This window comes from Microbispora rosea (assembly GCF_900156315.1).
Taxonomy (GTDB): Bacteria; Actinomycetota; Actinomycetes; order Streptosporangiales; family Streptosporangiaceae; genus Microbispora; species Microbispora rosea.
This window is the reverse complement of record NZ_FTNI01000033.1, coordinates 39,891-66,151: the sequence shown is the minus strand read 5'-3', so window position 1 is coordinate 66,151 and position 26,261 is coordinate 39,891. Positions and strand designations below refer to the sequence as shown.

17 protein-coding genes and 1 pseudogene are annotated in these 26,261 nt (G+C 72.6%); 12 read left to right on the top strand and 6 right to left on the bottom strand.

The window, feature by feature from the left end; translation table 11 throughout:
• Window positions 1-71 precede the first annotated feature (71 nt).
• From BXA11_RS34405 to BXA11_RS44105, 3 genes are all read left to right on the top strand, one after another.
• On the top strand, window positions 72-749 hold the full coding sequence (locus BXA11_RS34405) for a winged helix-turn-helix transcriptional regulator (protein ID WP_076441334.1): 678 nt from the start codon (window positions 72-74) through the stop codon (window positions 747-749).
• A 129-nt stretch (window positions 750-878) separates the two neighbouring features.
• Window positions 879-3,578 (top strand): glycoside hydrolase family 3 protein, encoded by a 2,700-nt coding sequence (locus BXA11_RS34400; protein ID WP_083744788.1) that lies wholly within the window; start codon window positions 879-881, stop codon window positions 3,576-3,578.
• Window positions 3,579-3,659: 81 nt separating this feature from the next.
• Window positions 3,660-5,201: an acyltransferase family protein gene (locus BXA11_RS44105; protein WP_076441332.1), complete on the top strand. Its 1,542-nt coding sequence runs from the start codon at window positions 3,660-3,662 to the stop codon at window positions 5,199-5,201.
• Between the two features lie 3 nt (window positions 5,202-5,204).
• Here the strand turns inward: BXA11_RS44105 and BXA11_RS45050 are convergent.
• Window positions 5,205-6,101 (bottom strand): annotated as a pseudogene (locus BXA11_RS45050) (MFS transporter); the annotation flags it as partial.
• Between the two features lie 242 nt (window positions 6,102-6,343).
• On the opposite strand from BXA11_RS45050, the gene BXA11_RS34385 reads away from it, so the two are divergent.
• Both BXA11_RS34385 and BXA11_RS34380 read left to right on the top strand, forming a co-directional pair.
• Window positions 6,344-7,843, top strand: coding sequence for a vWA domain-containing protein (locus BXA11_RS34385; RefSeq protein ID WP_076441327.1), 1,500 nt, complete (start codon window positions 6,344-6,346; stop codon window positions 7,841-7,843).
• Between the two features lie 168 nt (window positions 7,844-8,011).
• Window positions 8,012-9,727, top strand: coding sequence for a DEAD/DEAH box helicase (locus tag BXA11_RS34380; RefSeq protein WP_030511864.1), 1,716 nt, complete (start codon window positions 8,012-8,014; stop codon window positions 9,725-9,727).
• 25 nt (window positions 9,728-9,752) lie between these two features.
• Here the strand turns inward: BXA11_RS34380 and BXA11_RS34375 are convergent, their stop codons facing one another.
• Window positions 9,753-11,615: a bifunctional copper resistance protein CopD/cytochrome c oxidase assembly protein gene (locus BXA11_RS34375; RefSeq protein ID WP_143734687.1), complete on the bottom strand. Its 1,863-nt coding sequence runs from the start codon at window positions 11,613-11,615 to the stop codon at window positions 9,753-9,755.
• Window positions 11,616-12,425: 810 nt separating this feature from the next.
• Between BXA11_RS34375 and BXA11_RS34370 the strand changes: the two genes are divergently transcribed.
• The 3 genes from BXA11_RS34370 to BXA11_RS34360 all read left to right on the top strand — a co-directional run bounded on the left by BXA11_RS34370 (window position 12,426) and on the right by BXA11_RS34360 (window position 15,985).
• Window positions 12,426-14,180 carry a glycoside hydrolase family 27 protein gene (locus BXA11_RS34370; protein WP_083744787.1) on the top strand — a complete coding sequence of 585 codons (1,755 nt, stop codon included), beginning with the start codon at window positions 12,426-12,428 and terminating at the stop codon, window positions 14,178-14,180.
• Between the two features lie 377 nt (window positions 14,181-14,557).
• The gene (locus BXA11_RS34365; protein WP_076441322.1) at window positions 14,558-15,148 is read left to right on the top strand and encodes a hypothetical protein; all 591 of its coding nucleotides are present in this window, start codon (window positions 14,558-14,560) and stop codon (window positions 15,146-15,148) included.
• A gap of 102 nt (window positions 15,149-15,250) precedes the next feature.
• Window positions 15,251-15,985 (top strand): YcnI family copper-binding membrane protein, encoded by a 735-nt coding sequence (locus BXA11_RS34360; protein WP_076441320.1) that lies wholly within the window; start codon window positions 15,251-15,253, stop codon window positions 15,983-15,985.
• Window positions 15,986-16,012: 27 nt separating this feature from the next.
• Here BXA11_RS34360 and BXA11_RS34355 read toward each other — a convergent pair whose 3' ends face one another.
• The gene (locus BXA11_RS34355; RefSeq protein ID WP_076441317.1) at window positions 16,013-16,309 is read right to left on the bottom strand and encodes a hypothetical protein; all 297 of its coding nucleotides are present in this window, start codon (window positions 16,307-16,309) and stop codon (window positions 16,013-16,015) included.
• A gap of 492 nt (window positions 16,310-16,801) precedes the next feature.
• Between BXA11_RS34355 and BXA11_RS34350 the strand changes: the two genes are divergently transcribed.
• The 4 genes from BXA11_RS34350 (at window position 16,802) to BXA11_RS34335 (ending at window position 22,217) form a co-directional block, all read left to right on the top strand.
• Window positions 16,802-19,252: a DUF222 domain-containing protein gene (locus BXA11_RS34350; RefSeq protein WP_159454891.1), complete on the top strand. Its 2,451-nt coding sequence runs from the start codon at window positions 16,802-16,804 to the stop codon at window positions 19,250-19,252.
• Window positions 19,253-19,565: 313 nt separating this feature from the next.
• The gene (locus tag BXA11_RS34345) at window positions 19,566-20,888 is read left to right on the top strand and encodes an alkyl sulfatase dimerization domain-containing protein (RefSeq protein ID WP_076441313.1); all 1,323 of its coding nucleotides are present in this window, start codon (window positions 19,566-19,568) and stop codon (window positions 20,886-20,888) included.
• Window positions 20,889-20,955: 67 nt separating this feature from the next.
• Window positions 20,956-21,789: a HipA family kinase gene (locus tag BXA11_RS34340; RefSeq protein WP_076441311.1), complete on the top strand. Its 834-nt coding sequence runs from the start codon at window positions 20,956-20,958 to the stop codon at window positions 21,787-21,789.
• A complete protein-coding gene (locus tag BXA11_RS34335) occupies window positions 21,786-22,217 on the top strand; it encodes a DUF3037 domain-containing protein (protein ID WP_076441309.1) in 432 nt (143 codons plus the stop codon). The genes BXA11_RS34340 and BXA11_RS34335 overlap by 4 nt, the downstream gene beginning before the upstream one ends.
• Here the strand turns inward: BXA11_RS34335 and BXA11_RS34330 are convergent.
• The 3 genes from BXA11_RS34330 to ispG form a co-directional block, all read right to left on the bottom strand.
• The gene (locus BXA11_RS34330) at window positions 22,198-23,040 is read right to left on the bottom strand and encodes a GNAT family N-acetyltransferase (protein WP_076441307.1); all 843 of its coding nucleotides are present in this window, start codon (window positions 23,038-23,040) and stop codon (window positions 22,198-22,200) included. The genes BXA11_RS34335 and BXA11_RS34330 overlap by 20 nt on opposite strands.
• A 56-nt stretch (window positions 23,041-23,096) precedes the next feature.
• The gene (locus BXA11_RS34325) at window positions 23,097-24,776 is read right to left on the bottom strand and encodes an alpha/beta hydrolase (RefSeq protein WP_076441389.1); all 1,680 of its coding nucleotides are present in this window, start codon (window positions 24,774-24,776) and stop codon (window positions 23,097-23,099) included.
• A gap of 124 nt (window positions 24,777-24,900) precedes the next feature.
• On the bottom strand, window positions 24,901-26,067 hold the full coding sequence (gene ispG / locus BXA11_RS34320; RefSeq protein ID WP_076441305.1) for a flavodoxin-dependent (E)-4-hydroxy-3-methylbut-2-enyl-diphosphate synthase: 1,167 nt from the start codon (window positions 26,065-26,067) through the stop codon (window positions 24,901-24,903).
• Window positions 26,068-26,261: the final 194 nt, after the last annotated feature.

Genomic DNA, 26,261 nt, shown 5'->3' with positions numbered 1-26,261 from the left:
CTTCTAAAGTTATAAGACAAAAAAGTCAAGTGACTACGTGATAGTTTCAAGTCGAATGGTAGGCTCCGGCCATGCGCTCCTATGGTCAGTACTGCTCGGTGGCCAAAGCACTCGATGTCGTCGGCGATCGATGGACGTTGTTGATCGTGCGTGAGCTCCTGTCGCGTGGCCCGTGCCGCTACACCGACCTGCGCTCCGGGCTGCCGGGGATCGCCACCAACCTGCTCGCGGACCGCCTGCGCGAGCTGGAGGCCGCCGGGCTCGTGGAACGCGAGGACGCCCCGCCGCCGATCGCCACCACCCTGTTCCGGCTCACCGAGCGCGGCGCCGGGCTGGCGCCGGTGATCGACGCGCTCGGCCGCTGGGGCGTGCCCCTGATGCGCGACCACCGGGCCGAGGACGCCTTCCGCGGTCAGTGGCTGCGCCTGCCTGTCCGGATGTTCCTCACCGACCACGAGCCCGATCGGCCCGCGTCCTCGATCCAGATCCACGCAGGGGACCAGAGTGTGGTGATCGACGCCGACGCCGGCCGGGTCTCGCTTCGCCTGGGCGCCGACCCGGACGCCGACGCCACCGTCACCGGCTCGCCGCCCCGCATCCTCGCCCTCCTCAGCGGCGGCCTCGGCCTCGCGGACGCCGAGGAGCAAGGTCTGCGGGTCGCCGGGTCCCGGGAGGCCGTCCTGCGCGTCCTGCCTCGCACCGGAAATGCCATCGGCGACTCCGCGCCCGCCGAGGGGAATGTTTCCTAGTCATCCTCGGTGGGGCCCGCCGGGGCTGGAGAGCGCTCTCTTGACCGATGGGTCTTACGGGGTGACGATCTGCGCAACACGCCCGTAACACCCGATCCGGCCCACGCGGCTCCTGGAGAACGGACGTTCATGCGCAGACTCATCACCCCCCGCCCGCCGGGCCGCCGGCGGCTGCTGTCGGCCCTGGCCGGCCTCGCCCTGCTGCCGGGCGCCGTCGCGGCGGCGCCCCCCGGCGAGCCGCAGGGGAGGCCGCCGGGGAAGCCCCCGGGAAATCCCGCGGTCCGGCCGGTGGTCGGCAAGCCGGACATGGACCACGGCTGCGCGCGCATCGAGAAGCGCCTGCCCGCGCTGCCCGACTGGCCGGCCGTCACGAGCGAGATCAAGCGGAACCCGGCCGACGAGAGGCGCGTCGCGAAGATCGTCGCGGGGATGACCCTGGCCGAGAAGGTGGGCCAGATGACCCAGCCGGAGATCTCCGCGATCACTCCGGAGGAGGTCGCGCAGTACGGCATCGGCTCCGTGCTCAACGGCGGCGGATCCTGGCCGGGCCGCGACAAGCACGCCGCCCCGGGGGACTGGCTCGCCCTCGCCGACGCGTACTGGCAGGCGTCGGTGAACACCAGGACCAAGATCCCGGTCATCTGGGGTATCGACGCCGTCCACGGCAACAACAACGTCTTCGGCGCGACGCTCTTCCCGCACAACATCGGCCTCGGCGCGGCGCACGACCCGTGCCTGCTGCACGACATCGGCGCCGCGACCGCCGCACAGGTACGCGCGACCGGCCAGGACTGGGCCTTCGCGCCCACCCTCGCCGTCGTCAGGGACGATCGCTGGGGCCGCACGTACGAGGGCTACTCGGAGGACCCCCGCATCACCCGCGCGTACGGCTACGAGGTCGTCCGCGGCCTCCAGGGCGGCGGCCCACGCGGGCTGGGCGACCGGGGCGTGATCGCGACGGCCAAGCACTTCATCGGCGACGGCGGCACGCTCAAGGGACAGGACCAGGGAGTCAACCCCTCGTCCGAGGCCGACATGGTCAACATCCACGGCCAGGGCTACTACGGCGCGCTCGCCGCAGGGGCGCAGACCGTCATGGCGTCCTTCAACAGCTGGACCAACGAGGACCTCGGCATCACCGAGGGCAAGGTGCACGGCAGCGAGAAACTGCTCACCGAGGTGCTCAAGCGGAAGATGGGCTTCGACGGCGTGGTCGTCTCCGACTGGAACGGCATCGGCCAGGTCGCCGGCTGCACGAACTCGAACTGCGCCCGGGCGATCAACGCCGGCATCGACGTGGTGATGGTGCCGAACGACTGGAAGGCGTTCATCTCCACCACGATCGCCCAGGTCGAGGCGGGGGAGATCCCGTTGTCCCGGATCGACGACGCCGTGACGCGCATCCTTCGGGTGAAGCTGCGGGCGGGCGTGTTCGACGCGCCCAAGCCCTCCGCGCGCCCCGGCGCGGGCTCGGCGAAGGCCCTGGAGGCGCGGGCGCTGGCCAGGAAGGCGGTGCGGGAGTCGCAGGTCCTGCTGAAGAACAACCGCAAGGTGCTCCCGCTGTCCCCCCGGTCGGAGGTGCTGGTGGTCGGCAAGAGCGCCGACAGCATGCAGAACCAGACCGGCGGCTGGACCCTCAGCTGGCAGGGCACCGGCAACACCAACGCCGACTTCCCGAACGGCACGACCATCCTGGGCGGCATGCGGGAGGTCCTCGGCGCGGACCACGTGACCTTCAGCGAGACGGCCGACGGCGTGGACCCCGGCGCGTACGACGCGGTGATCGCCGTGATCGGCGAGACGCCGTACGCCGAGGGCGTGGGCGACCTCGGCCGCCGCTCGCTGGAGGCGGCCGCTCTCTACCCCGGCGACCTCGCGGTGCTCGACAAGGTCTCCGGCAAGGGCACGCCGGTCGTCACCGTCTACGTCACGGGCCGTCCGCTGCACGTGAACAAGGAGCTCAACCGGTCGGACGCGTTCGTGGTCGCCTGGCTGCCCGGCACCGAGGGCGGCGGCGTGGCCGACCTGCTGGTCAGGAGCCGCGACAGCGGCCCCGGCTACACGGGCACGCTGTCGTACTCGTGGCCGAGGAGCGCCTGCCAGTCGCCGCTGAATCCCCCCTCTCAGAAGCAGGGTGAGCAGGGCTACGACCCGCTCTTCCCGCTGGGCTACGGCCTGCGCTACGGGCAGACCGGGTCGGTCGGCACACTCGACGAGACCTCGCCCGGGTCCGGCTGCTCCGGCACGGGCGGCGGCGGCACCGCGACGGAGGACCTGGAGGTCTACAACCGCCAGGACGTGGCGCCGTACAAGAGCTACATCGGCTCGGCCGAGAACTGGGGCGGCACGGAGATCGGCGTGGACGGCGAGGCGGCGCACGCGGAGATCGCCGTCGTCCCGTCGGACGTCACCGTTCAGGGCGACGGGCTGAAGGCGACCTGGAACGGCGCAGGGGCGGCGCAGCTCTACATGCAGGATCCCGCGGGCGGCAGCGACCTGCGCGGCTACCTGAACGCCGATGCGGCGCTGGTCTTCGACACGATCGTCCACCAGCCGCCGGCGGCCCGCACGGTGATCAGCGCGCACTGCGTCTACCCCTGCTTCGCGGAGGTAGTGGCGACGTCGCTGTTCCAGAACCTGCCCGCGGGCACGAAGGCGACCGTCAAGATCCCGGTGTCCTGCTTCTCGCCGAACCTGGACTTCGAGAACGTCAACACGCCGTTCCTCGTCTACACCGACGGCGCGTTCTCCGCCTCGTTCGCGAACGTTCGGTGGGTGCCGGGCGCGGCCGGGGACGCCGACGCCCGAAACTGTGCAGACCTGACATAGTGGTACGTATGTGCCCCCTGAGGCCGTAAGGTCCAGGGGGGCGCTTACGCTTTTCCCAGGCTGACCCCCTACCCTGACCGGATGTTCGTCGATGTTGTGGAAACGAACCGGACCGGTGTCGGAGAGGAGGCGTCACCCGCGCAGCCGCGGCCGCAGCCACCGTCGCCGCGGCAGGGATGGCTGGACGCGTTGCGCGGCCTGGCCGCGCTCGTCGTGGTGTTCGAGCACTGCGTGGACGCGCTGTTTCCCGAGGTGCGCGCGGGCGCGAGCCAGTGGTTCAACTTCGGCCAGTACGGCGTGCTGGTGTTCTTCCTCGTCAGCGGCTACGTGGTGCCGGTTTCGCTGGAGCGGCGCGGCAGCGTCGGCGGGTTCTGGATCAACCGGGTCTTCCGTCTGTATCCCCTGTGGTTCGTCGCCGCGGCGGCCGGGACGGTGTTCGGCGCCACGGGCGTGTACGCGACGCTGCCGAGCCAGCTGGCCGACAATCCGGGCATCTCCACCCTGGCGCACCTGACGATGCTGCAGGACCTCCTTCAGGTGGTCAGCGTCGTCAACGTGTTCTGGACGCTGTCGTACGAAATGGTCTTCTACCTGCTCGTGACGGCGATGTTCGTGGCGGGCGTGCACCGTGCCGGCACCACGGGCATGATCGCCTTCGCCGCGGCGGCCGTCACCCTGGGCGGACTGCTTCCGGCGGGCGCGCTGTCGAGGGGCGCCGGCACCGCCCAGGTCGTGGTCGTCACGGCGGTCGTGTTGCTCGCGGCGGCCGCGTCGCTGGCGTGTCGCGGGCGGCTGCGCGTGTGCGGCACCGCGGCCGCGGCCGTGCTGGCTCTCGTGCTGCTCGGCGCCAACAGCCGGATCGGGGCGTGGCAGAGCCTCGCCATCCTCGCGACGATGCTCGCCGGCACCGTGCTCTACCGGCTCGACCAGGGGCGGCTGCGCTGGAAGAGGAGCGGGTGGGCGCTGGTGTGCGTCCCGGTCGCGTCCATCGGCGCCGCGTGGGCGTTCGGCCCCGGCTGGGGCATGCCCGCCGACCAGGCGCTGGCGTTCACCTGGGGCTGGTCCACGGCCGTCGCCGCGGCCTGGGCCACTTTCCTGGCCGCCCGTCTTCTGCGGCGCCGGCCGATGCCCCGCGCCCTCGTGGGGCTCGGCCTGATCAGCTACTCCGTCTACCTGCTGCATCCCCTCGCCGTGCAGGTGCTCCGGCGGCTGACGACGGACCCGGGCCGCTTCTCCCTCGCCGAACGCCTGGCCATGGCCGTCCTGCTGCTCGGGGTGGTGCTCGCCTGCTCCGCGCTGACCTACCGCGCCGTCGAGCGCCCGGCCCAGTCCCTGGGCCGTCGCCTGTCCCGCTGGGCAGGCTCCCGTACGCGTACGACGGAGACCTCGGCCGAGGTCCCGGCACTACTGCCCGTGCGGGGCCTGCCGCGTCTCCTGACGCGCCTTCCCGGCCGAGGGCGCGAGCCTGCGCGCGCCCAGCAGGACCGCCAGCAGCAGCGCGGTGACCAGCGCGAACGAGACGGGAAGTCCGGCCAGCGTGGCGATCCCGCCGATGGCGCTCGGCGCGAAGAACCCCGACGCGTAGCTCACGGTGGCCGCGCCCGCGACACCTGCGCTCGGTGAGGGCCCGGCGTTGCCCGCCGCCGCGAACACCAGCGGGATGACCACGGCGATCCCCACGCCGATCAGCATGAACCCGGCGATCGCCGGCACCGGGGTACGGGAGACCACGACGAGCAGCCCGCCGAGCGCCGCCAGTGCGCCGCCGCCGCGCACGGTCGCCACCGGCCCCAGCCGCCGCACCACCGCGTCGCCGCACAACCGGCCCGCGGCCATCGTGCAGGCGAAGGCCGTGTACGCCGCGGCGCCCACCGCCTGGGACGCGCCCGCGACCTGGCGGAGATAGACCGCGCACCAGTCCTGGGCGGCGGCCTCGCCGAACACCGCGCAGAACCCCACCAGCCCGATGAGCAGCACTCCGCGCGGCGGCAGCACGAAGTGGGGCGGGGCCGGCTCGTCCTCGCCCGCCCGCACGTCGAGCAGCAGCGGTCCGACGGCCAGGGCCACGAGGAACAGCACGATTGCCGTGCCGCCCAGATGGAGCCGGGCGTCGAGGCCCGCGCTCGCCGCCAGCGTGCCCACCGCGCCGCCCACGAGCGTCCCCACGCTCCACATGCCGTGCAGTCCGGACATGATCGAACGGCCGAGCCGCTGCTCGACCACCACCCCCTGGGCGTTCATCGCGACGTCGCCGATGCCGGCCACCGCGCCGTACAGCATGAGCGCCGCGCACAGCAGGGGCAGGTCCGGCGCCAGCGGGGGCAGGACGAGGATCAGGCACCACAGGCCGATCGAGACGCGGGTGACGGCCCGCCCGCCGAACCGGTGCGTGAGGCGTCCCGCGGTCGGCATCGCGAGGATGGAGCCGACCGCGGGCGCGAGCAGGGCGAGCCCGAGCCCGCCGGGACCGGCCCCGACGTGGTCCTGGATCCAGGGGATGCGGGAGGCGAAGCCGCCGGTCACCGCTCCGTGCAGGGCGAAGGTGACCGACACCGCGAACCTGGCCCGTCTCAGCTCCCGAAGATCCACGACCAACACGGTATGTCCTCCTGGGCGGCTCCGGGAGTGTGACCCCTGAGGCAGGGGTGACGTACCGGGCTTCGATGATCACGAGCGGGGAACGGTTCGCCCTCACTTGGATGACCGAGGCGGCGCACGGCCGTCCGGGGTCCGTCCCAGAGGGTGGACCTACCTCGGAGGCGCCCATGAAGAAGTCCAGCCCGATCCTCGCGGTTCTGACTGTGATCGCCCTGTTGTTCGCCACCGCCTGTGCCGTCGGGCCGGCCGCGCCGGACGCCGGGGCCAGAGCGCCGGCCGCTCCCCGGGGATTCCCGGACTCGGCCCGGCACGACGACACCGGCGCGGAGATGCCCTCACTCGACAGGGAAGAGGGGGAGCACCGCGCGGAGGAGCCCTCGACCTTCGCCCTCGACGTCGACACGGCCTCCTACGGCTACGCCCGCCGTGCCCTGCAGGAGGGGCGCCTGCCAGAACCGGGGCAGGTGCGTACGGAGGAGTTCGTCAACGCCTTCCGCCAGGACTACGCGGAGCCGGACGGCGACGGCTTCGCCGTCCACCTCGACGGGGCCAGGCTGCCCGGGGAACAGGCGGCGCTGCTCCGCGTCGGCCTGCAGACCCGCGAGCCGGACGCGTCGGTGCGGCGGCCCGTCAGCCTGACCTTCGTGGTCGACGTCTCCGGGTCCATGGCCGAGCCCGGCAGACTCGACCTCGTGCGCCGGGCGCTGCACACGCTCGTCGACCAGCTCGTGCCCGGCGACCAGGTGTCCATCGTGTCCTTCCGCGAAACGGCCCAGGTGGTCGCGGAGACGACGGCGGTCACCTACCGGTCCGAGCTGCACGAGGCCGTCGACATGCTCGGCGCCGGCGGATCGACCAACCTGTCGGACGGCTTGGAGGCCGGCTACCGCCTGGCGGCCGGCGCCTTCCGCGAGGACGCCACCAACCGCGTCATCCTGCTCTCCGACGGCCTGGCCAACACCGGCGAGACCGCCTGGCAGGCGATCCTCGACCGGGTGAGCGAGTACGCGGGGAAGAAGATCACCCTGCTGTGCGTGGGCGTCGGCCGCGAGTACGGCGACGAGCTCATGGAGCAGCTCGCGGACAGGGGCGACGGCGCGGCCGTGTACGTCTCCACGGAAGACGAGGTGCGCAAGGCCTTCACCGAACGGCTCACCACCACGCTGGAGGTGCGCGCCCGGGACGCCAAGGCGCAGGTCTCCTTCAACCCGTCGGCGGTCGAGTCGTACTCGCTCCTCGGCTACGAGGACCGCGCGCTGACCTCGGAGGACTTCCGCGACGACAGCAAGGACGGCGGGGAGGTCGGTCCCGGTCACTCGGTCACCGCGCTCTATCGGGTGCGCCTGCGCCCGGACGCGGACGGCCGGCTCGCCACCGCCACCGTGCGCTGGCTGGACCCCGACACCCGGCGGCCGTCCGAGGCGGACCGGAGCGTCGACGTGTTCGCGCTGGCCCCGGCCCTGTGGGGGAGCGCCTCCGTCCGTCTCCAGGTCGACGCCGTGGCCGCAGATCTCGCCGGGCATCTGCGCGGCCGGGGGTCCGGGAAGAGCGGGACCTGGAGCCTCGCCGAGCTGATCGACCAGGCCGACCGCTTGGCGGCGCGGACCGATGACCCGGCCGTGACCGAGCTGGCCACACTGCTGCGCACCACCCGCGACCTGGGCTGACGGCCCGCGCGAGGACGGCGGCACGCGGCCCGGTGCGCCCTGGAACCAAGGGCGCACCGGGCGGGTGCCGGGGGCGGCGTTCGGGGTAAGGGCGGAAAGACCATAGGGTCGTCCCGTGCACATTCGCCCCGCCACAGCCGGGACCAGGAGCAGGACCAGGAGCAGGACATGGTCGTGAACGAGATCGATGAAGGACCCGGATTCGCCGATCTGGCGCTGGGCCCCGAGCTCCTCAAGGCCTTGACCGGTCTCGGCTACGAGGAGCCCACGCCCATCCAGCGGGAGGCCATCCCGCCGTTGCTGGAGGGCCGTGACCTCCTCGGGCAGGCCGCGACCGGCACAGGCAAGACGGCCGCGTTCGCCCTGCCCATGCTCCAGCGGCTGCATGCCGGCCACCCTGCGGCCTTGGAAGCCGACGGTGGCGAGCCCGGCGGGCTGGTGCTGGTGCCCACCCGCGAACTGGCCGTGCAGGTGTCGGAGGCCATGCACCGCTACGGCCGCGATCTCGGCACGCGGGTGCTGCCAATCTACGGCGGGCAGCCGATCGGGCGGCAGCTGCGGGCGCTTGAGCGCGGCGTGGACGTCGTCGTCGCCACTCCGGGGCGGGCGCTCGACCACATCGGCAGGGGCACTCTGCCGCTCAAGGGCCTGCGCATGATCGTCCTCGACGAGGCCGACGAGATGCTCGACATGGGCTTCGCCGACGACATCGAGGCGATCCTTCAGGAGACCCCGGAGAACCGGCAGACCGTGCTGTTCTCCGCGACCATGCCGCCGCGCATCGACGGGATCGCCCGCCGCCACCTGCGCGAGCCGGTGCGGATCAGGATCGAGCGGGAGGCGCCCGCCGCCGGCGAGGCCCCGCTCATCCGGCAGAGCGCCTACATCGTGAGCCGGGCGTACAAGCCGGCCGCGCTGGGCCGCGTGCTCGACGTGGAGGCGCCGACCGCGGCGATCGTCTTCTGCCGCACCCGTGAGGAGGTCGACAGCCTCACCGAGACCATGAACGGCCGCGGCTACCGCGCCGAGGCCCTGCACGGCGGCATGGGCCAGGAGCAGCGCGACCGGGTCATGGGCCGGCTGCGCAGCGGGACGGCCGACCTGCTCGTCGCGACCGACGTGGCCGCGCGCGGCCTCGACATCGAGCAGCTCACCCATGTCATCAACTACGACGTGCCGTCCGCGCCCGAGTCGTACGTGCACCGCATCGGCCGGGTGGGCCGCGCCGGGCGCGAGGGCGTCGCGATCACGCTCGCCGAGCCGCGCGAGCACCGCATGCTCAAGACCATCGAGCGCGTCACCCGCAGCAAGATCGCGGTCGAGAAGGTGCCGACGGTCGCCGACCTGCGCGCCCGGCGGCTGGAGCTGACCAGGGCCGCGCTGCAGGAGAGCCTGATGGAGGACGGCGACCTCGACCGCTTCCGCGTGGTGGTCGAGACGCTCGCCGACGAGTTCGACCTGGTCGACATCGCGCTCGCGGCGGTCAAGCTCGCCCACGAGTCGACCGGCGCCGCCGCCGACGAGGAGGAGATCCCCGAGGTCACGCCGCGCCCGCAGCGGGCCGAGCGCGGCGCGCGCGACGACAGGCAGGGCCGCGACGACCGGCGCGGGCGGCGCGGGGGCGGCGCGATGAGCCGCGTCTTCGTCGGCGCGGGCCGCAGCGCGGGCGTGCGTCCCCAGGACATCGTCGGCGCGATCACCGGGGAGACCCGGGTCAGCGGGCGCGAGATCGGGGCGATCGAGATCGCCGACCGGTTCACCCTGGTCGAGATCCCGGACGGCGCCGTGGACGAGGTGGTCGCGGCGCTGCGCCACACCACGATCAAGGGCAGGAGGCCGATCGTGCGCAGGGACCGCGACGGGGCTCCCCGAGGCCGCCGCTGACCTTCCCGCGCGGCGCCGCGCTCCGTCAGCGGGCGCCCACGGACGTCCCCGAGGGGGCGGCAGCGGCGGTCCTGCGCCGCGCCGCCCGCCAGCGGACGAGCAGCAGTGCGAGCAGGCCCGCGAGGACGGCGACGGTCACGCCGGTGCCGAGCAGCGCCCCCAGCCGCTGGTCGGCCGCCCGGTCCGGCGCCCACGGCAGTCCGAGCGCCGCATACCACTCCGGCGCCTGCGGCGGCCCGGCCAGCACCACCAGGCCCGCCCACGCGCGTACGGCGATCGCCCCGGCGAGCATCCAGGCGCGGATCTGCGGCCGGATCGCGCGGGGGAGCGGGTCCACGCCGGCGGCCACCGCGAGGAACAGCACCGCGGTGACCGTCACCGCCGTCTGCGCGGCCAGCCGCAGGGCGAGGCTCGGCTGGGCGTCCCCGAACAGGCCGGTCAGATACAGCGCCGGATACGGCAGCGCGTATAGGACCAGGGCCGTCACCGGGTGGGACAGCGCGCGGCCGGCGGGACCGCCGGTGGGGTCCGCATCCGGACGGGCACGTCGCCACAACGTCATCGGCGCGCCGAACACGAGCAGCACGGGGCCGACGGCGCCGAGCAGCGCGTACTGCGCCGCGTGCGCGGAGAACAGCGCCGGCGCGTACGCCGCCACGCCTCCCGAGGTGGCATAGCCGATCACGGCCAGACCGGCCACCCAGGAGGCGGTCCGCCAGGCCGGCCACCCGTCGCCCTCCCCCGGAGCGCGCGACAGCCGCCGTACGCCGGACAGGTACGCGGCGAGCGCGGCGGCCAGCAGGAGCAGCGCGAGCGGATCGGGCCGCACCTCGGTGACGAGCGCGCCAGGGGTGAAGGGAGGCAGGGCGTACCCCAGGGCGTCGTGCTGGTGGACGGCCGTCTCCGTGGGCGGCGGGGGCGTGCGTCCCAGTGCCACGGCCAGGCCCAGCGTGCCGGCCATCACCGCGATCTCGCCGCAGGCGAGGCGGAGGAACGGCGCGCGGGCCCCGCCGGTGTCCATCGCCTCGATGGTCCTGCGCCGGTGCCGCCACCCGAACCAGCCGAGCGCCGCGAGCGCGGCGATCTTGGTCAGCACGAGCAGGCCGTACCTCGACTGCCACAGCAGAGGCACAGAGCCGAGCCGCACCCAGGCGTTGAGGGCGCCGGACGCCCCGACGGCGACGAAGCAGCCCAGCGCGAGCGTGCTGAAGCGGCGCACGGCGACGGTGAGCCCGGGCGCGGCGCGCAGGTGCGCCACGAGGGCGTACAGTCCGCCGGTCCACAGCGCGACGGCCGCGACGTGCGCCATCAGGCTCAGTACGGCGAGATTGTGGTCGGCGGCCGACGCGGAGTGGCCCACGTACACCGGGGGCAGCACCGTGAGGAGCGCCACCGCGAGCAGCGTGAGCCGGAGCAGGGGACCGTCCGGCAGACGCGTCCCGGCGGCGACCGCCAGGGCCGCGAGCGTCACCGTCAGGAACGCCTGACCCTGCGGGATGTGGAGAAGGAAGGCGGGCAGCGCGCCGGAGCGCAGTGCGTCTCCCGGAGGCAGTCCGATGAAGTCCGACAGCGTCAGGACCTCGGTGACCGCCGCGCTCGCCGCCCAGCCGAGCGCCCAGTCTCCGGCCGCCCGCACGACGGCCCGGCCGCTGGCGGGGGCCAGCACGACGGCCGCCAGCAGGGTCCCGACGGTGGCCGCGGCGCAGACGTCGTGGACGAGTCGCGCGACCGGCAGGCCCCAGGTCGTCAGGGCGCCGGGGGAGGGCAGGCCCTGGATCGCCGGTTGCGGTCTGCCGCCGCCGAACCACAGGGCGAGCGCCAGTACGGCGAAGGCCGTCGCGGCGACAGCGGGGACTACCACGCCGTGGCGGCGCTGGGGGGGTGTCATCGTCGGACGTCCTCGGCTCGGCACCGTTGATCGTTAGCGAGTATGACCGAAATGTCGTTCTCAGGGGAGTCCCCGCGGCGGGATCGGCCGCCATCCCCGATGCCCCGACTGAACCGTTATGTCGGGCTGAAACGTGCAACGCCCACTTTTGTGGTCGATGTCCGAGCTCTCTTTCCTCCCTCAGGGTGAGCCGGGTGGGGGACGGGCCAGTGTGTTCGCGCTGTCTCGCGGGGTCGGACGCGAGACGCCGCGCGCTTGCGGGACGGCTGGGCATTCCTTCCGGCGGTTCTCGCCGAGTGTGGTTCTCGCGGAGTTGTTAGCGTTAACAATTCGGGGGCGGAGATGTCCTCCTTCCGGGAGTCACCCGAGGGCGTGGTGCAGCGGAGCAAATACGACGCGGCGGGCACTGTCAAGAGCCCGGGCCGGGCCACCCGCCGGATTGCCGTCCATCGGAATGCTCGCGTTCTCGTCGGCCGCGAAACGTGCTGAAACTTTCAGCCGCCGGGGCCGGGATGCTGAGCACCGCGCGAAACGATTCGCTCAACGGTCTTGACACGTCCCGCGGTGGTTTCGACACTGAATCCGCGTTCGGCTTCCTCCTGCCGGGGTCGGTGATGAGCGGCAGGGGCCTGCGGTGGCGCCGGTCGTGTCGCGTCCGGCGACCAGCCATGCGGTGGATCTCGCGGGTGTCTCCGGCTTCCTTGCCGCCGTACCGCCATGCCGCTCGGACCTGGACGCGGGATCAGCCGTCTCTCCGGAGATCGGCCGTGCCCGCACCTGTCGAGGGCCCCCTACCAGAAGGAGAAACGAATGCGCCTGCGCAGGCCTGGCCGGCGACGGCCCCCCGCGCACACCGTGAGCGGCACTTCCCCCCGCGTCCGGCGGCTGCGGCGGCTGGTCGCCGCCGTGCACCTCGCGATCGCGGCGATGGTGCCGGCGGGGTGGGTGGTCGCGGACGGTGCTTCCGCCGCCACGACGAGAACGGTCACCGCCGCGGCCGTGGCGGCCGTGGCGACGCCGCCGATGGGCTGGGCGTCATGGAACACCTTCGCGGCCCAGATCAACTACAACGTGATCAAAGCTCAGGCGGACGCGATGGTGTCGTCCGGGATGAAGGACGCCGGCTACGAGTACGTCAACATCGACGAGGGCTGGTGGCAGGGAACGCGTGACGCCTCCGGCAACATCACGGTCGACACGGCGGAGTGGCCGGGCGGGATGAAGGCGATCGCCGACTACATTCACAGCAAGGGCCTGAAGGCGGGCATCTACACGGACGCCGGCCGGAACGGATGCGGCTACTACTACCCGACCGGCCGTCCGGCCGCGCCCAACACGGGCAGCGAGGGCCACTACGACCAGGACTTCCTGCAGTTCTCCCGATGGGGCTTCGACTTCGTGAAGGTCGACTGGTGCGGGGGGAACGCCGAGGGTCTCAACTCCCGCACCGCCTACCAGGCGATCAGCGACGCGATAGACCGGGCCACGGCGCAGACCGGGCGGCCGATGGTGCTGTCGGTGTGCAACTGGGGTGTCCAGAACCCCTGGGACTGGGCGCCCGGAATGTCAACCATGTGGCGGACCAGTGGCGACATCATCTACTGGGGTCAGACCGCGTCGATGGACCGGGTGCTGGCCAACTTCGACTCCGCCCAGCATCCCGCGGCCCAGAGCCCGGGGCACTACAACGACCCCGACATGCTCGTCGTCGGCATGAACGGCTTCTCGGCCGCGCAGAACCGCACGCACATGGGCCTGTGGGCGATCTCGGGCGCGCCGCTGCTGGCCGGCAACAACCTCGCCACGATGAGCGCCGAGACCAGGGCGATCCTGACCAACCGGGAGGTGCTGGCGGTCGACCAGGACCCCCTCGGGCGGCAGGGGGTGAAGGTGGCCGAGGACCAGAGCGGACGCCAGGTGTACTCCAAGGTGCTGTCGGGGACCGGCCGGCGCGCGGTGCTCCTGCTCAACCGGACCACGTCGTCCGCCGCCATCACCGCCCGCTGGGCCGACCTCGGCCTGACCGGGCCGGCGACCGTACGGAACCTCTGGACGGGGACCGACTCCGGCACGTTCGACGGCGGCTACACCACGACCGTGCCCGCCCGTGAGGCCGTCCTCCTCACCGTCACGGGGACCGGCGCCACCCCGTCCGCCAGCCCTTCGCCCACTCCTGCCGGGGGGAGCGCGATCAAGGGTGTGGGGTCGGGCCGGTGCCTGGACGTCAGCGGCGTTTCGCAGGCCAACGGCGCCCAGGTGCAGCTGTGGGACTGCAACGGCCAGTCCAACCAGCGGTGGACGCCGAGCGCCTCGGGTGAGCTGCGGGTCTACGGCAACAAGTGCCTGGACGTGTACAACGCCGGCACCGCCGACGGCAGCAACGTGGTCATCTGGGACTGCAACGGGCAGAGCAACCAGCAGTGGCGGCTCAACTCCGACGGCAGCATCACCGCCCTCGGCGCGAACAAGTGCCTGGACGCCTACAACGCCGGCACCGCCAACGGCACGAAGATCATCATCTGGACGTGCAACGGCCAGTCCAACCAGCGCTGGACCCGCGTCTGAACCCGCTCCGCTGAATCCGCTCCGTTGACCCCGCCCTGCTGAACCCTCTCCGCTGACCCTTCTCCGCGCATGTCCTTCGCGCGGGACGGCACGATCCGTGCCGGCGAAGGCCGTGCGCGGCAGCGGCGGGCCACGGCGAAGCGCGGCTCCTTCCCCCGCCGACGCCGCCGTGGCCCGCTGGGGTGGTCCGCCGCCCCGGCCCGCCGGGGTGGCCTGCCGCAGTGGTCCACCGCCGTGGTCCCGACGCCGTGGCCTGCTGGGTGGCCTGCCGCAGTGGCCTGCCGCAGTGGTGCGCCGCGGTGGTCCGCCGCCGTGGTCGGTGGCGCGATCGGCGGCGGACCGCCGAGATCGCCGGGGTGTGAGACAATCCCGGCGTCATGCGCGCCACGCTCTCCTTCAGGCTCGCGCGGTCGGCCGCCTTCTCCGCCGTCTGCGTGCTCCTCGCCGTCGGCGCGCACCGGTTCGCCGGAGGAGGCGGGCCGGCGCCCGCCGCGCTCCTCACGGGGGTGCTCACGGTGACGGCCGGCGCGGCCGTCGCGGCGGGCCGGGAACGGTCACCCCAGGCGATCATCGGTCTGCTGGTCGGCGCCCAGGTGTTCCTGCACTGTCTCCTCGACATGACGGGGCCCGGCGCGGCGTCGCACCCCACCTGGCACGGCGGCCTGACCGCGCAGACCGGCATGCTCACCGCCCACCTCACCGCGGCGCTGCTCACCGGATTGTGGCTGTCGCGCGGCGAGGAGGCCCTGTGGTCCGTGCTGCGCGCGATCGGCGCCGGGGCGGTCCGCTGCCTGCGGACGGTGGCCGTGCTGGCCCGTGCGCTGCTGGCGCTGTGGGGGGCCGATCTCGCGGGCACCGGACGTCCCCACCGGCCCACGGCACCGGGTTCCGGGCGCGCACCCCGCACCGCGGGCGTGCTGCGGCATGCGGTCGTCCGCCGCGGGCCACCGCTTCTCCCCGTCTTCTGAGCCTCACGCGCGAGCGGCGCGTACCTCCCCACGGGACCCTCTTGTCCCCCGAGGGCCATGCTCGCGCGCCTCCGTAATCTCGCAGACGACTGGAGAACCCCCATGACCTCGTACGTCCGTCGTGCGGCCGCCGTCACCGCCGGTGCCCTCGCGCTCACCGTCGGTCTGGCCGTGCCCGCCCTCGCCCACATCACCGTCAACCCCGGCACCGCCGTGCAGGGCTCCTGGACGAAGATCGCCTTCCGGGTGCCCAACGAGCGCGACAACGCCTCGACCACCAAGGTGGAGGTCGATTTCCCCACCGACCACCCGCTGCCGTTCGTCTCGGTCCGCCCGGTGCCCGGCTGGGACGTCAAGCTCACCCGCGGCAAGCTGCCCAAGCCCGTCGTCTCGGACGCCGGCGACACGATCACCGAGTCGGTGCTGAAGATCACCTGGTCCGGCGGGAAGGTCGAGTCCGGCCAGTTCCAGGAGTTCGAGGTGTCGGTCGGCCCGCTGCCGAAGAACGTGGACGCGCTGGCGTTCCCCACCGCTCAGACCTACTCCAACGGTGAGGTCGTCAAGTGGGAGGACGCGGCGACGACCGACGGGTCCGAGCCCGAACACCCCGCGCCGACGCTCAAGCTGGTCGCCGCCGAGGAAGGGGAGGACGACGAGCACGGCGCGGCCCCGGCCTCGCCGGCCGCCGCCCCCACCGTGGCGGCTGCGGCGAGTGACGACGACGATCGCGAGGGCGGGAACAGCACCCCGGCCCTGGTGCTCGGCGGCCTCGGCCTCGTCGCCGGACTGGTCGGAGCCGGGGCGGGCGTCACCGCCCTGCGCCGTTCGCGCGGCTGAGTCGCCCTACCGGGAGCCCGTCCCGGGTCACACGCGACCCGGGACGGGCTCCCTCTTCTCCGGCATGCTTCTCTGGGCGTGCTTCTCCGTGCGTGCCGTTGTGTGAGCTGGCCGGTCGGCAACGCCCGCGCCCACGGTCACGTCAGCGTTGAGGTCCGCGCCCGTGCCCGCGCCAGTGTTGAGGTCCGCACCCGCGCCCACGCTCACGTCAGCGTTGAAGTCCACACCCACGCCCACGTCAGCGTTGAGGTCCACGCCTGCGTCAGCGCCGACTCCGAGGCCAGTGTCGGCCTGCCGCACGCTGCCTCTGAGAACGCCCTCCATTCGCGGCCGGTGCGATCCCTCGCGAGTGGCTGTGACTCCACGTTTGTGCTGGTAGAGGGTTGGAGTCGATAGCCTGTTCGAGATATGGTGAGGGCAGCCGTTACAGGTGAGCCTAGTGGGCGGGCCCTCAGTGGCCGTACGCCGTGTGTTGAGCCGAGTCTGCGTGAAGGAAGTCCCGGTCCGGGCGGCCGGGAGCCGTTCAGTCGCCTTCGTCTCCGCTCCCGGGGGTCCCGCACCGTGTCCACGCCCATCTCGGCGTCTGCGTCCGCGCCTGTGTCCGCGTCTATATCCACGCCTGTGTCGGCGTCTATGTCGGCGTCTGGGTGGGGGCCGGGTTCGACGTCTGGTGCCGCGGGGTCGTCTTCGTGTCGGGGGGGCGGGGCGCCGCTGGCGATTCCTGCAGGGCTGGCGGCGATGCCGCCGGGGGCCGAGCTCGCCCGGGTGCTGGACGGTATCGATGTGGGGCGGGTGTCGGGGTTCGACACCGTCGAGGTGCTCAAGGCCGCCTACCGCCAGTCCTGCCATGAGCGGGCGCGTTTCCTGTACGCGCTGTTGGAGGTCGGGCTGCGTGAGCAGTTCACCGGCGACCGCGTGGTCCGTCTGGAAGTGCCCGATGAGTTCGCTCCCGATGAGGCGCGGGCGGCGCTGGTGTGGTCGCGCCGCCGGGCGGACTCGGCGTTCGACCTGGCGTGGAACCTGCACCGCCGCCTTCCTGTTCTGGGTGAGGCCATGCTGGCGGGGGAGCTGGACGAGCCGCGGGCGGCGGCCTTCATCCGCTGGACGGGTGGTTTGACCGATGCCCAGGCCGGCTGGGTCTGCCAGCACCTGATCGGTCGTGCTCCGGCCTGGACGGTGGGGCAGCTGATCGAGCACATCCAGCGTCTGGTGCTGGCCATCGACCCTGATTGGGCGGAGAAGCGCTACCGGGAGGCGGTGCGCAGACGGCGCGTGGTCGGCATGCGCACCGACGACGGCACCGCGACGGTTTCGGGGCTGGATCTGCCGCTTGATCGGGCGGTGGCCGGGTGCGAGCGTATCGACGAGCTGGCTCGCGCCTGCAAACGCGCGGGAGACCACCGTCCCGTCGACCACATCCGGGCCGACCTCTTCCTCGGCAGCCTGGACGGCAGCTTCGAGGGCCTGTCCGACGCCGAGATCGTCACCCACGTCCGCACCCACCCCTTCCTGGACGCCACCCCCTCCGATGCCCCAGCCGACACCCCCGACCTCCGGCCTGCAGACGGCACCACCAACGCCACCGACACCACCGCCGAGCCCACCGCCGCGTCTGATGACACGGAGGCCGGCACGGCCGCCGACGCCGCCACGGAGCCCGCCGCCACGCCCTGCGGCGCGAGGAGCTGCTCTGGAACCCAGAGTGGGACACGTCCTGAAGCCCACAGCGGGACCGGAGGCTCGACCAGCATCGGAATCCACGGGCAGGCGCGCGATGGAGATCTCCCACAGGCTCGCCCCGACAGCCACACGGGCGACCACACCGCTCTTGCCGGCGACCACGCCGACGATCACGCCGGTGTCGCCGTTGGCGGCCGTGCAGGCAGGGCCGATAACACGAGCGACGGCGAGACCCGTGACCACGACGAGACCCGTGACCACGACGAGAGCGCCCCCGCTGATGTCGGAAACGATCCTCCCAGGCGGGAGGGCGTTGGCGGCCACGCCGATGACCGTGGCCGCGACATCGCCGACAAGACTGGCGGCAAAGCCGCTGACCGGGCTGCCGACGAGGCCGTTGACATGGCCGTTGACGTGGCCGCCGACGACGGCGAGACCGCACTCGCTGACAGCCGTGCCGGTGGCGGAGAAGGTGACGACAGTGCCCAGTCCAGCCCGGTGTCACCGCTTGCAGCAGACGCGTGGCCGGTGCAGGCGTGGTTGGTGCGGGCGTGGTCGGTGCGGGAGATACGGGTGGAGCTGACCACCCTGCTCGGCCTCGATGAGCACCCGGCCCATCTGCCCGGCTGGGGCATGGTCCACGCCGCTCAGGCCCGCCGGATCGTCGCCTCCATGCTCACCGGGCAATGGCGCTATGCCGTCTGTGCCGACAACGGGCATCTGCTGCTGACCGGCATCACCGGGCGGCGCCCCTGCCCGCCCGCACAACGACCCGCACGCGATACACGACGCGGCGGCATCGTCGAGCTCCAAATCACCCTCACACGACTCCGCGAACTGGCCGCCACCCCCACCGCCACCGGCGTCTGGGCCCCCCTGATCGCCGACCTGACCCGCAACGCCCAGCACGCCGAGACCCGACAATCGCAAAACGGCCGCCCCCGCACTCATCCACCCGACGCAGCCCAGCCCACTCAGTCCACCCAATCCGCCCAGCCCACTCAGCCCGGTGAGTCCGCACAGCCTGCCGAGTCCGGCGAGTCCGGCGAGTTCACCGAGTCCGAGTCCATCGAGTCCGATGAGTCCGCCGGTCGGCGGCATGCCGGTGCGGCCTTACGCCGCTATGTCCAGATTCGCGGCCGGGTCTGCTCCTGGCCGGGCTGCCGCATGCCCGCCACCCGGACCGACCAGGACCACATCCACCCCTGGGCCGACAACGGCGCCACCACCGCCGACAACCTGCACCTGGCCTGCCGCCACGACCACCGCGCCAGGCACATCGGCGGCTGGCGGGTCACCTCGGCCGGCCCCCAGCTGATCGTATGGACCAGCCCGCTCGGACACACCTACCCCAGCCCGCTCCCGAAGATCATCCAACCCGCCCCCGAACCCCAGCCCCGCAACTGGCCCGGCGCCCCGCCCGGACGCCCGCCCGCCGACCCCGCCGGAGCACCGGACACGATCATGGCTCCACCAAGCCCTCCTCCGCCCCACAACGGCGGACGTGACGGCACGACCAACGGCGCGGCGGACGGCGCAGCCGTAGCGATATCCTTCGACACCGACCTCGACGTGCCGCCGTATTGAACGCCACATGTCTTTGGCACCGGCCCTCGGGACACCGGTGCCGATGGCTCGGCTCCCGGGCCGGACCGCCACGTCGGCACCGGCACCGGCACCACGGTCGACACCGGCACCGGCACCGGCACCGGCACCGGCACCGGCACCGGCACCGGCACCACGGTCGACACCGGCGCTGGTCAGCACAAGTCGGCACGGTCGGCAGGTCGGCACAGGTCGGCGCTGGTCGGCACGGGGCGGTGCGGGGGGCGCGGGTGCGGCATGGACATTAGGGATCTCCCTACTGTGCACCGTCCGCCCCGAGGATCAGGCTCTGACCATGGAATCGCCGATCCTTTCGTACGCCGACGAGGTCTGGCGTGGTTCGGTGCGCCCCGAGGACGTGCCCTACGCGGAGCTGCGCCGCGACGGAGTGCAGGAGATCGCCTACGGCGTGGCGATGTGGCCGGCGTGCGGCAACGTGTACGTGGTCCGTGGCGAGGACGGACTGGGTCTCTTCGACACGGGCGACGCCCGTGAGGCCGAGCAGTCGTACCGCGCGATCAGGAAGTGGTCGTCGGAGCCGCTCAAATACGCGATCTTCTCCCGCAGCCGGGCCGACCGGCTGGCGGGGATGGAGGAGTTCGACGCGGAGCCGGGCCCCCGCCCGCTGGTGGTGGCGCAGGAGGGGCTGGCCCGCAGGCTCACCCAGCAGGGCAGGACGGCCGGATACAACGCGATCGTCGACCTGCGTGAGCAGGGCCTCCCCCGGCTGGTCTGGCCGCCACCGCAGCGACTCCCCGACCTGACCTACCGCGAGCGGCTGTCCCTGTCGCTGGGAGACGTCACCTTCCAGCTCAACCATGCCTGCGGTGACACCGACGACGCCACCTGGGCGTTCCTGCCCGAGCGGGGCGTGCTGCTGACCGGCGACCTGTTCGCGTGGACGGTCCCCGGGGCGGGCCACCCACAGCGGATCCAGCGCTATCCGGACGACTGGTCGGTGGCGCTGAGGGCCATGGCCGCGCTCGACGCCGACCTGCTGCTCCCCGGGCGTGGGCTGCCGATCCGCGGGCCGGCCCGGGTGCGCCGGGCGCTCAACGACACGGCCGACTATCTCGACAGCCTGGTCGAGCAGACCCTCGACCTGATGAACGCCGGCGCGCGCCTGGACGAGGTCCTGCACTCGGTCAAGCCGCCGCCCGCGCTCGCCGGACGGCCCTACCTGCGCGAGCGCCACGACGAGCCCGAGTTCATCGTGCGCAACATCTGGCGGCTGCACGGCGGCTGGCACGACGGCAACCCCGCCAACCTCAAGCCCGCACCGGCCGCCGTGTTCGCCCGCGCGGTCGCCGAGCTGTCGGCGGGGGCGGCGTCGGTCGCGGGCCGGGCCGTCGCCGCCGCGGCCGACGGCGACCTGCGTCTGGCCTGCCAGCTCGCGGAGCTCGCCGCGCAGGCCGAGCCGGAGAACCGGAGGGTGCACGAGATCAGGGCCCTCGTCTACGCGATGCGGGTCCAGCAGGAGCGCGGCTCGATCGCACGCGGCGTGTACGCCTGGGCCGCCGCCGAATCGCGCAGCAAGATCACCGGAATGGACCTGCTCGACGTCTACCACGACGTCGCGGAGGGCCGGATGTGGTGGCTGCCGAGCAAGGCCAACTGAGCCGGCCGGGTGGCCGGCGGGCGCGGGGAGGGGAGCGCCCGCCGGCCCTGCCGGTAGCCTTCCTTCCGTGCTCGAACAGATCACGGCGACCCGGTATGTCGCGCCCCTGCGCGAGGGCGGGTCGCTGCCCGGAGTCGTCGAAGCCGACGACCTCGGCACGTACGTCGTGAAGTTCCGCGGTGCGGGACAGGGCCGGCGGGTGCTCGTGGCCGAGATCGTCTGCGCAGAACTCGCCAGGCGGCTCGGCTTCGCCACTCCCGAGCTCAAGGTCATCGACCTCGACCCGCAGCTCGGCGTCCGCGAGCCCGACGAGGAGATCCAGGACCTGCTCACGGCGAGCGCCGGGCACAACCTCGCGATCGACTTCCTGCCCGGAGCGCTCGGTTTCGACCCGCTCGCCTGGGAGCCCGACGCCGAGTTCGCCTCCCGGGTGCTGTGGTTCGACGCGTTCGTCCACAACGTGGACCGGAGCTGGCGCAACCCGAACCTGCTCGTCTGGCACGGCGGGGTGTGGCTGATCGACCACGGCGCCGCCCTGTGGTTCCACCACAACTGGCCGACGGCCGACCCGCGCCGCCGGTTCGACGGCCGCGACCACGTGCTCGCGCCGTTCGCGACGAAACTGCGGCAGGCCGACGACGAGCTGGCCGCGCTCGTCACCCGGCCGCTGCTCGACGAGGTGACCGCGCTGGTGCCGGACGAGTGGCTGGAAGACGAGCCGGGCTTCGCGGACGCGCACGCCGTACGGCGGGCCTACACCGAGCACCTGCTCGCGCGGGTCGCCGGGCCCCGCGACTGGCTGCCCGACACCGCCGGCGCCGCCGCTCCCGCTCCGCACCGGGGCCGGCCGGGCGCGACGATCGGCGGCTTCTGGCGTACGGCGCGAGAGGGCGGCCGATGAGCGACTTGGACGTCTACGAGTACGCGGTGATCCGCGTGGTGCCCAGCGTGGAACGGGGCGAACTGGTGAACGCGGGGGTCATCCTCTACTGCCAGCCGCGCGGCTACCTGTGCGCACGGGTGGAGCTGGACGAGGCGAGGCTGCTGGCGCTGGGCGTGCCGGTGGACCTGCCCGGCGTACGGCTGGCCCTGGCCGCCTACGAGCGGGCGTGCGGCGAGGAGGCGGGCCCCCTGTGCGGGGAGCCGCTGGGCGCCCGGTTCCGCTGGCTGACCGCGCCGCGCAGCACGGTCGTGCAGACCGGGCCGGTGCACGCCGGGCTGACCGGCGACCCGGCGGCCGAGCTGGACCATCTGCTGACCCGGCTGGTGCGGCCGGCGCAGGCCGGCCTCGGCTCGGGCGAGAACCCGGCTAGAACAGCACGGACATGAACGTGTCGACCTCCTGGAAGCCCACCTTGCGGTAGACGGCCCTGGCCGGGAGGTTGAAGTCGTTCACGTAGAGGGTGACGACCGGGGCGAAGTACTTCAGCGCCTGCTCGACCACGGCGGCCATGCCCGCCGCGGCGTGGCCGCGCCCGCGCAGGCCGGGGTGGACCCACACGCCCTGGATCTGGCACGCCTGCGGCGTCACCGCGCCGATCTCGGCCTTGAAGACCACCTGGCCGTCGTCGATCCGCGCGTACGACCGTCCGATGCGGATGAGCTCGGCGACCCTCGATCGGTAGAGTGCTCCGCCGTCGCCGTTGTCCGGCGACACGCCCACCTCTTCGGTGAACATCGCCACGCAGGCGGGCAGCAGGATGCCGAACTCCTCGGGACGGACCCTCCGTACGAGCGGGTCCGGCTCGACGGCGGGCGCGGAACTCGTGGCCATGACCGGCTGGGCCCACCGGATCGCCCGGGCGCCGCCCCAGTGCGGCTCCAGCCGCTCCCAGAGCTGCTCCACGGCGCCGGCCGGGCCCACGATGGACGAGCAGCGACGGCCCTGCTTGCGCGCCCGGTCGGCGAAGGCGTGGACGGCCTCGCGGGTGGCGTTCACGGGCACCAGGTTGGCGCCCGCGTAGCACAGGGACACCAGCCCTCCGCGGGGGCCGTAGCCCCACATCTGGCCGCCGAGCCGTGAAGGGCTGAGGCCGACGGCCCTGACCCGGGCCGCTACGAACACATTGGCGACCGGATCGGTGTCGAGGAGTGCCAGCACCTCGTCACGATCGCTGTCGTCGAGCACGCGCGACGCCGATGTTCGCAGCATCACGGGCCCAGCCTACGCGAACGGTTCCCGTTTGGGAGGTATCGGCCCGGCCGGGCTCACCGCCGTGTGGCGGAGACGTGGGACGTCGTTCCCGGCGCACCCGTCGTGACCTTCATCAGCGTGGCACGCGGCTCCGGCTGGCCCGGGCAGGTCGCGTCGGCGCCCCGCCTGCCTCTGCGCTGCGGCGACAGCGCCGCGTCGCGCAGGTAGGCCGCCAGTTGCCGGTCGACGCACGCGTTGCCGGCGAGCGACACTCCGTGGTTGCCGCCGCCCGAGGTGAGCAGGCGCGCGGTCGGGAACAGGCCGCGCATGCGTAGCGCCCCCTCGTACGGCGTGGCGGCGTCGCGCTCGGCCTGGATCAGCAGGACGGGCGGCAGATGCGACGTGCCCACCTTGACCGGGGTGCCGCCCTTCTCCGGCCAGAAGGCGCACGGCGCGTTGTAGACGGCGTTGGGCCAGGCCATGAACGGCGCCTCGGCGTGCGCCCGGCGCGTGTCGGTCCGCCAACGGTCCCACGACCGGGGCCAGGCCGCGTCGCGGCACTCCACGCCCAGATAGACCGCGTAGGAGTTCTCCTCCTCCGCGTCGATCTCGGCCTCCGCGTGGAACAGTTTCACCAGGACCGAGGCGTCGCCGTTGCGGACGTACGACGAGAAGGCGGAGCCCAGGTAGGGCCAGAGCCGGTCGCTGTAGGCGCCGTTGGAGAAGACGTCGTCCAGTTCGCTCGGGCCCACGACCCCGCCCGCGGGTCTGCCGCGCAGGCGGGAGCGCATGGAGTACCACGCGAAGGACACCGCCGCCTGCGTCGCCCCCAGCTTGTAGACGTCGTCGTGCTCGGCCACCCAGGCGAGGAAGTCGCGGTGCCGCCGGTCGAAGCTGTGGTCCTGGGCGATGTTGGCCGCGTACCAGACGCCGCCGGGGTCCACCACGCTGTCGAGGACGAGGCGGCGCACGCGCTGCGGGAACAGGGTGGCGTAGACCGCCCCCAGGTAGGTGCCGTACGAGTAGCCGAGGTAGCTGATCTTCTCCTCGCCGAGCGCCGCGCGCACCGCGTCCATGTCCCGCGCGGAGTTCTCGGTGGTCAGGTAGGGCAGGAACCAGGCCCAGCGGTTGCCGCACCCCTCGGCGTACTGCTTGGCCCTGCCGACCAGCACCTGCTCCTCGGCGTCGTTCTTCGGCACGTTGTCGGGGCGGGGCGCCGCGTAGAAACGGGCCGGGTCCACGCACGACATGGCGGGCTGGCTGGGCGCGACCCCGCGCGGCGCGAAACCGATGATGTCGTATCGGGCCGCGACCTCCTTGGGCAGCCGCGCCGCGACATACCTGGCCAGGCTGAGGCCCTCGCCGCCCGGTCCGCCGGGGTTCACCAGCAGTGCGCCGAGGTGGTTGGCGTCACGTGAGACGGTGCCCCTGACGCGGTTGAGCGCCAGCGTGATCTGCTGGCCGTACGGCTCGCGGTAGTCGAGCGGGACCCGCAGCTCCGCACACTCCTGCACGGGCTCCCGCCGAACGGCCCGCCGGGCCGGCTCGGCCGGCTCGACCCGCCGGGCCGAGCCGAGGCCGAGCAGGCCGCCTGAGGCCGACTTGGTCTCGGGCGGGCACTGCTTCCATTCGAGCGGACGCTGCGGCGGCCCCCAGTGCCCCGGCCGGTCCGACCCGGCGGCAACCCCTTCCGGCCCGACCAGCCCGGCGACCAGCGTCGCCACGCCCGCGACCACACCAACGACCCGCTTCACCGGCATTGCTCCTCTGCTTCCGAACAGCAGAGGACAGCTTCGCCATGTGATCGACCGAGTACGGTCCGTACTACCCGTTCATTGCCATTGTGTAGTCAGAGCATTGCGAACTGTAATGCCGGGGTCAGCGGACGACGACCTCGGGACCGGCGGCCTCGTCGTCGTCGAGGTCCACGTCGACACCCATCTCCTCGGCGAGGCGCAGGGCCTCCTCGATGAGGGTCTCGACGATCTGCGACTCCGGAACGGTCTTGATGACCTCGCCCTTCACGAAGATCTGGCCCTTGCCGTTGCCGGAGGCGACGCCGAGGTCGGCCTCCCTCGCCTCGCCCGGGCCGTTGACCACGCAGCCCATCACGGCCACGCGCAGCGGCACCTTGAGCCCGGTCAGCCCGGCCTGCACCTGCTCGGCGAGGGTGTACACGTCGACCTGGGCACGGCCGCAGGACGGACAGGAGACGATCTCCAGGCCGCGCTCGCGCAGGCCGAGCGACTCCAGGATCTGCGTGCCGACCTTGACCTCCTCGACCGGAGGCGCCGACAACGACACCCGGATGGTGTCGCCGATCCCCTCCGCCAGCAGCGCGCCGAACGCCACGGCGGACTTGATCGTGCCCTGGAAGGCCGGCCCCGCCTCGGTCACGCCGAGGTGCAACGGGTAGTCGCAGCGCTGGGCGAGCAGCCGGTAGGCCTGGATCATCACGACCGGGTCGTTGTGCTTGACCGAGATCTTGATGTCGCGGAAGCCGTGCTCCTCGAACAGGGAGCACTCCCACAGCGCCGACTCGACCAGGGCCTCCGGGGTGGCCTTGCCGTACTTCTGCAGCAGGCGCGGGTCGAGGGAGCCGGCGTTGACCCCGATCCTGATCGGCACGCCGGCGTCGGAGGCCGCGCGGGCGATCTCGCCGACCTTGTCGTCGAACTTCTTGATGTTCCCGGGGTTCACCCGGACCGCCGCGCATCCGGCGTCGATCGCCGCGAAGACGTATTTGGGCTGGAAATGGATGTCCGCGATGACCGGGATCTGGGACTTCCTCGCGATGGCCGGCAGCGCGTCGGCGTCGTCCTGCGAGGGGACCGCGACGCGGACGATCTGGCAGCCGGTGGCGGTGAGCTCGGCGATCTGCTGCAGGGTGGCGTTGACGTCGGCGGTCAGCGTGGTGGTCATGGACTGCACAGAGACCGGCGCGTCCCCGCCGACGGGGACCGAGCCGACCATGATCTGACGTGACACCCGCCGCTTGGCGATCGGCTGGGTTCGTACGGCGGGAATCCCGAGATCAACAGACATTTCTGCACCTTGTTTGATAGGCGACGCCCGGTGGGGGGCCCTCCCAGTCTAAGGAGTGCCGCGACGCCGGGCGGCCCGAAACCTTTTCACGAGGAATGAAGGTTTCATGACCCGCGGCTGAAGGAAGAGCCGCCACCTGCGAGGACGGGCACGGCGGCCGTCGCCCGGGTGGGCAGGCGGCGGAGGCCGACCTA

Bases quoted from the DNA above. Each gene is read 5' to 3' on its own strand.
- BXA11_RS44105 (WP_076441332.1), top strand. From the start codon at position 3,660: ATGTTCGTCGATGTTGTGGAAACGAACCGGACCGGTGTCGGAGAGGAG.
- BXA11_RS34345 (WP_076441313.1), top strand. From the start codon at position 19,566: ATGGAATCGCCGATCCTTTCGTACGCCGACGAGGTCTGGCGTGGTTCG.
- BXA11_RS34370 (WP_083744787.1), top strand. From the start codon at position 12,426: ATGCGCCTGCGCAGGCCTGGCCGGCGACGGCCCCCCGCGCACACCGTG.
- BXA11_RS34380 (WP_030511864.1), top strand. From the start codon at position 8,012: ATGGTCGTGAACGAGATCGATGAAGGACCCGGATTCGCCGATCTGGCG.
- BXA11_RS34360 (WP_076441320.1), top strand. From the start codon at position 15,251: ATGACCTCGTACGTCCGTCGTGCGGCCGCCGTCACCGCCGGTGCCCTC.
- BXA11_RS34385 (WP_076441327.1), top strand. From the start codon at position 6,344: ATGAAGAAGTCCAGCCCGATCCTCGCGGTTCTGACTGTGATCGCCCTG.
- BXA11_RS34375 (WP_143734687.1), bottom strand. From the start codon at position 11,615: ATGACACCCCCCCAGCGCCGCCACGGCGTGGTAGTCCCCGCTGTCGCC.
- BXA11_RS34400 (WP_083744788.1), top strand. From the start codon at position 879: ATGCGCAGACTCATCACCCCCCGCCCGCCGGGCCGCCGGCGGCTGCTG.
- BXA11_RS34405 (WP_076441334.1), top strand. From the start codon at position 72: ATGCGCTCCTATGGTCAGTACTGCTCGGTGGCCAAAGCACTCGATGTC.
- BXA11_RS34355 (WP_076441317.1), bottom strand. From the start codon at position 16,309: ATGGAGGGCGTTCTCAGAGGCAGCGTGCGGCAGGCCGACACTGGCCTC.
- BXA11_RS34335 (WP_076441309.1), top strand. From the start codon at position 21,786: ATGAGCGACTTGGACGTCTACGAGTACGCGGTGATCCGCGTGGTGCCC.
- BXA11_RS34365 (WP_076441322.1), top strand. From the start codon at position 14,558: ATGCGCGCCACGCTCTCCTTCAGGCTCGCGCGGTCGGCCGCCTTCTCC.
- BXA11_RS34330 (WP_076441307.1), bottom strand. From the start codon at position 23,040: ATGCTGCGAACATCGGCGTCGCGCGTGCTCGACGACAGCGATCGTGAC.
- ispG (WP_076441305.1), bottom strand. From the start codon at position 26,067: ATGTCTGTTGATCTCGGGATTCCCGCCGTACGAACCCAGCCGATCGCC.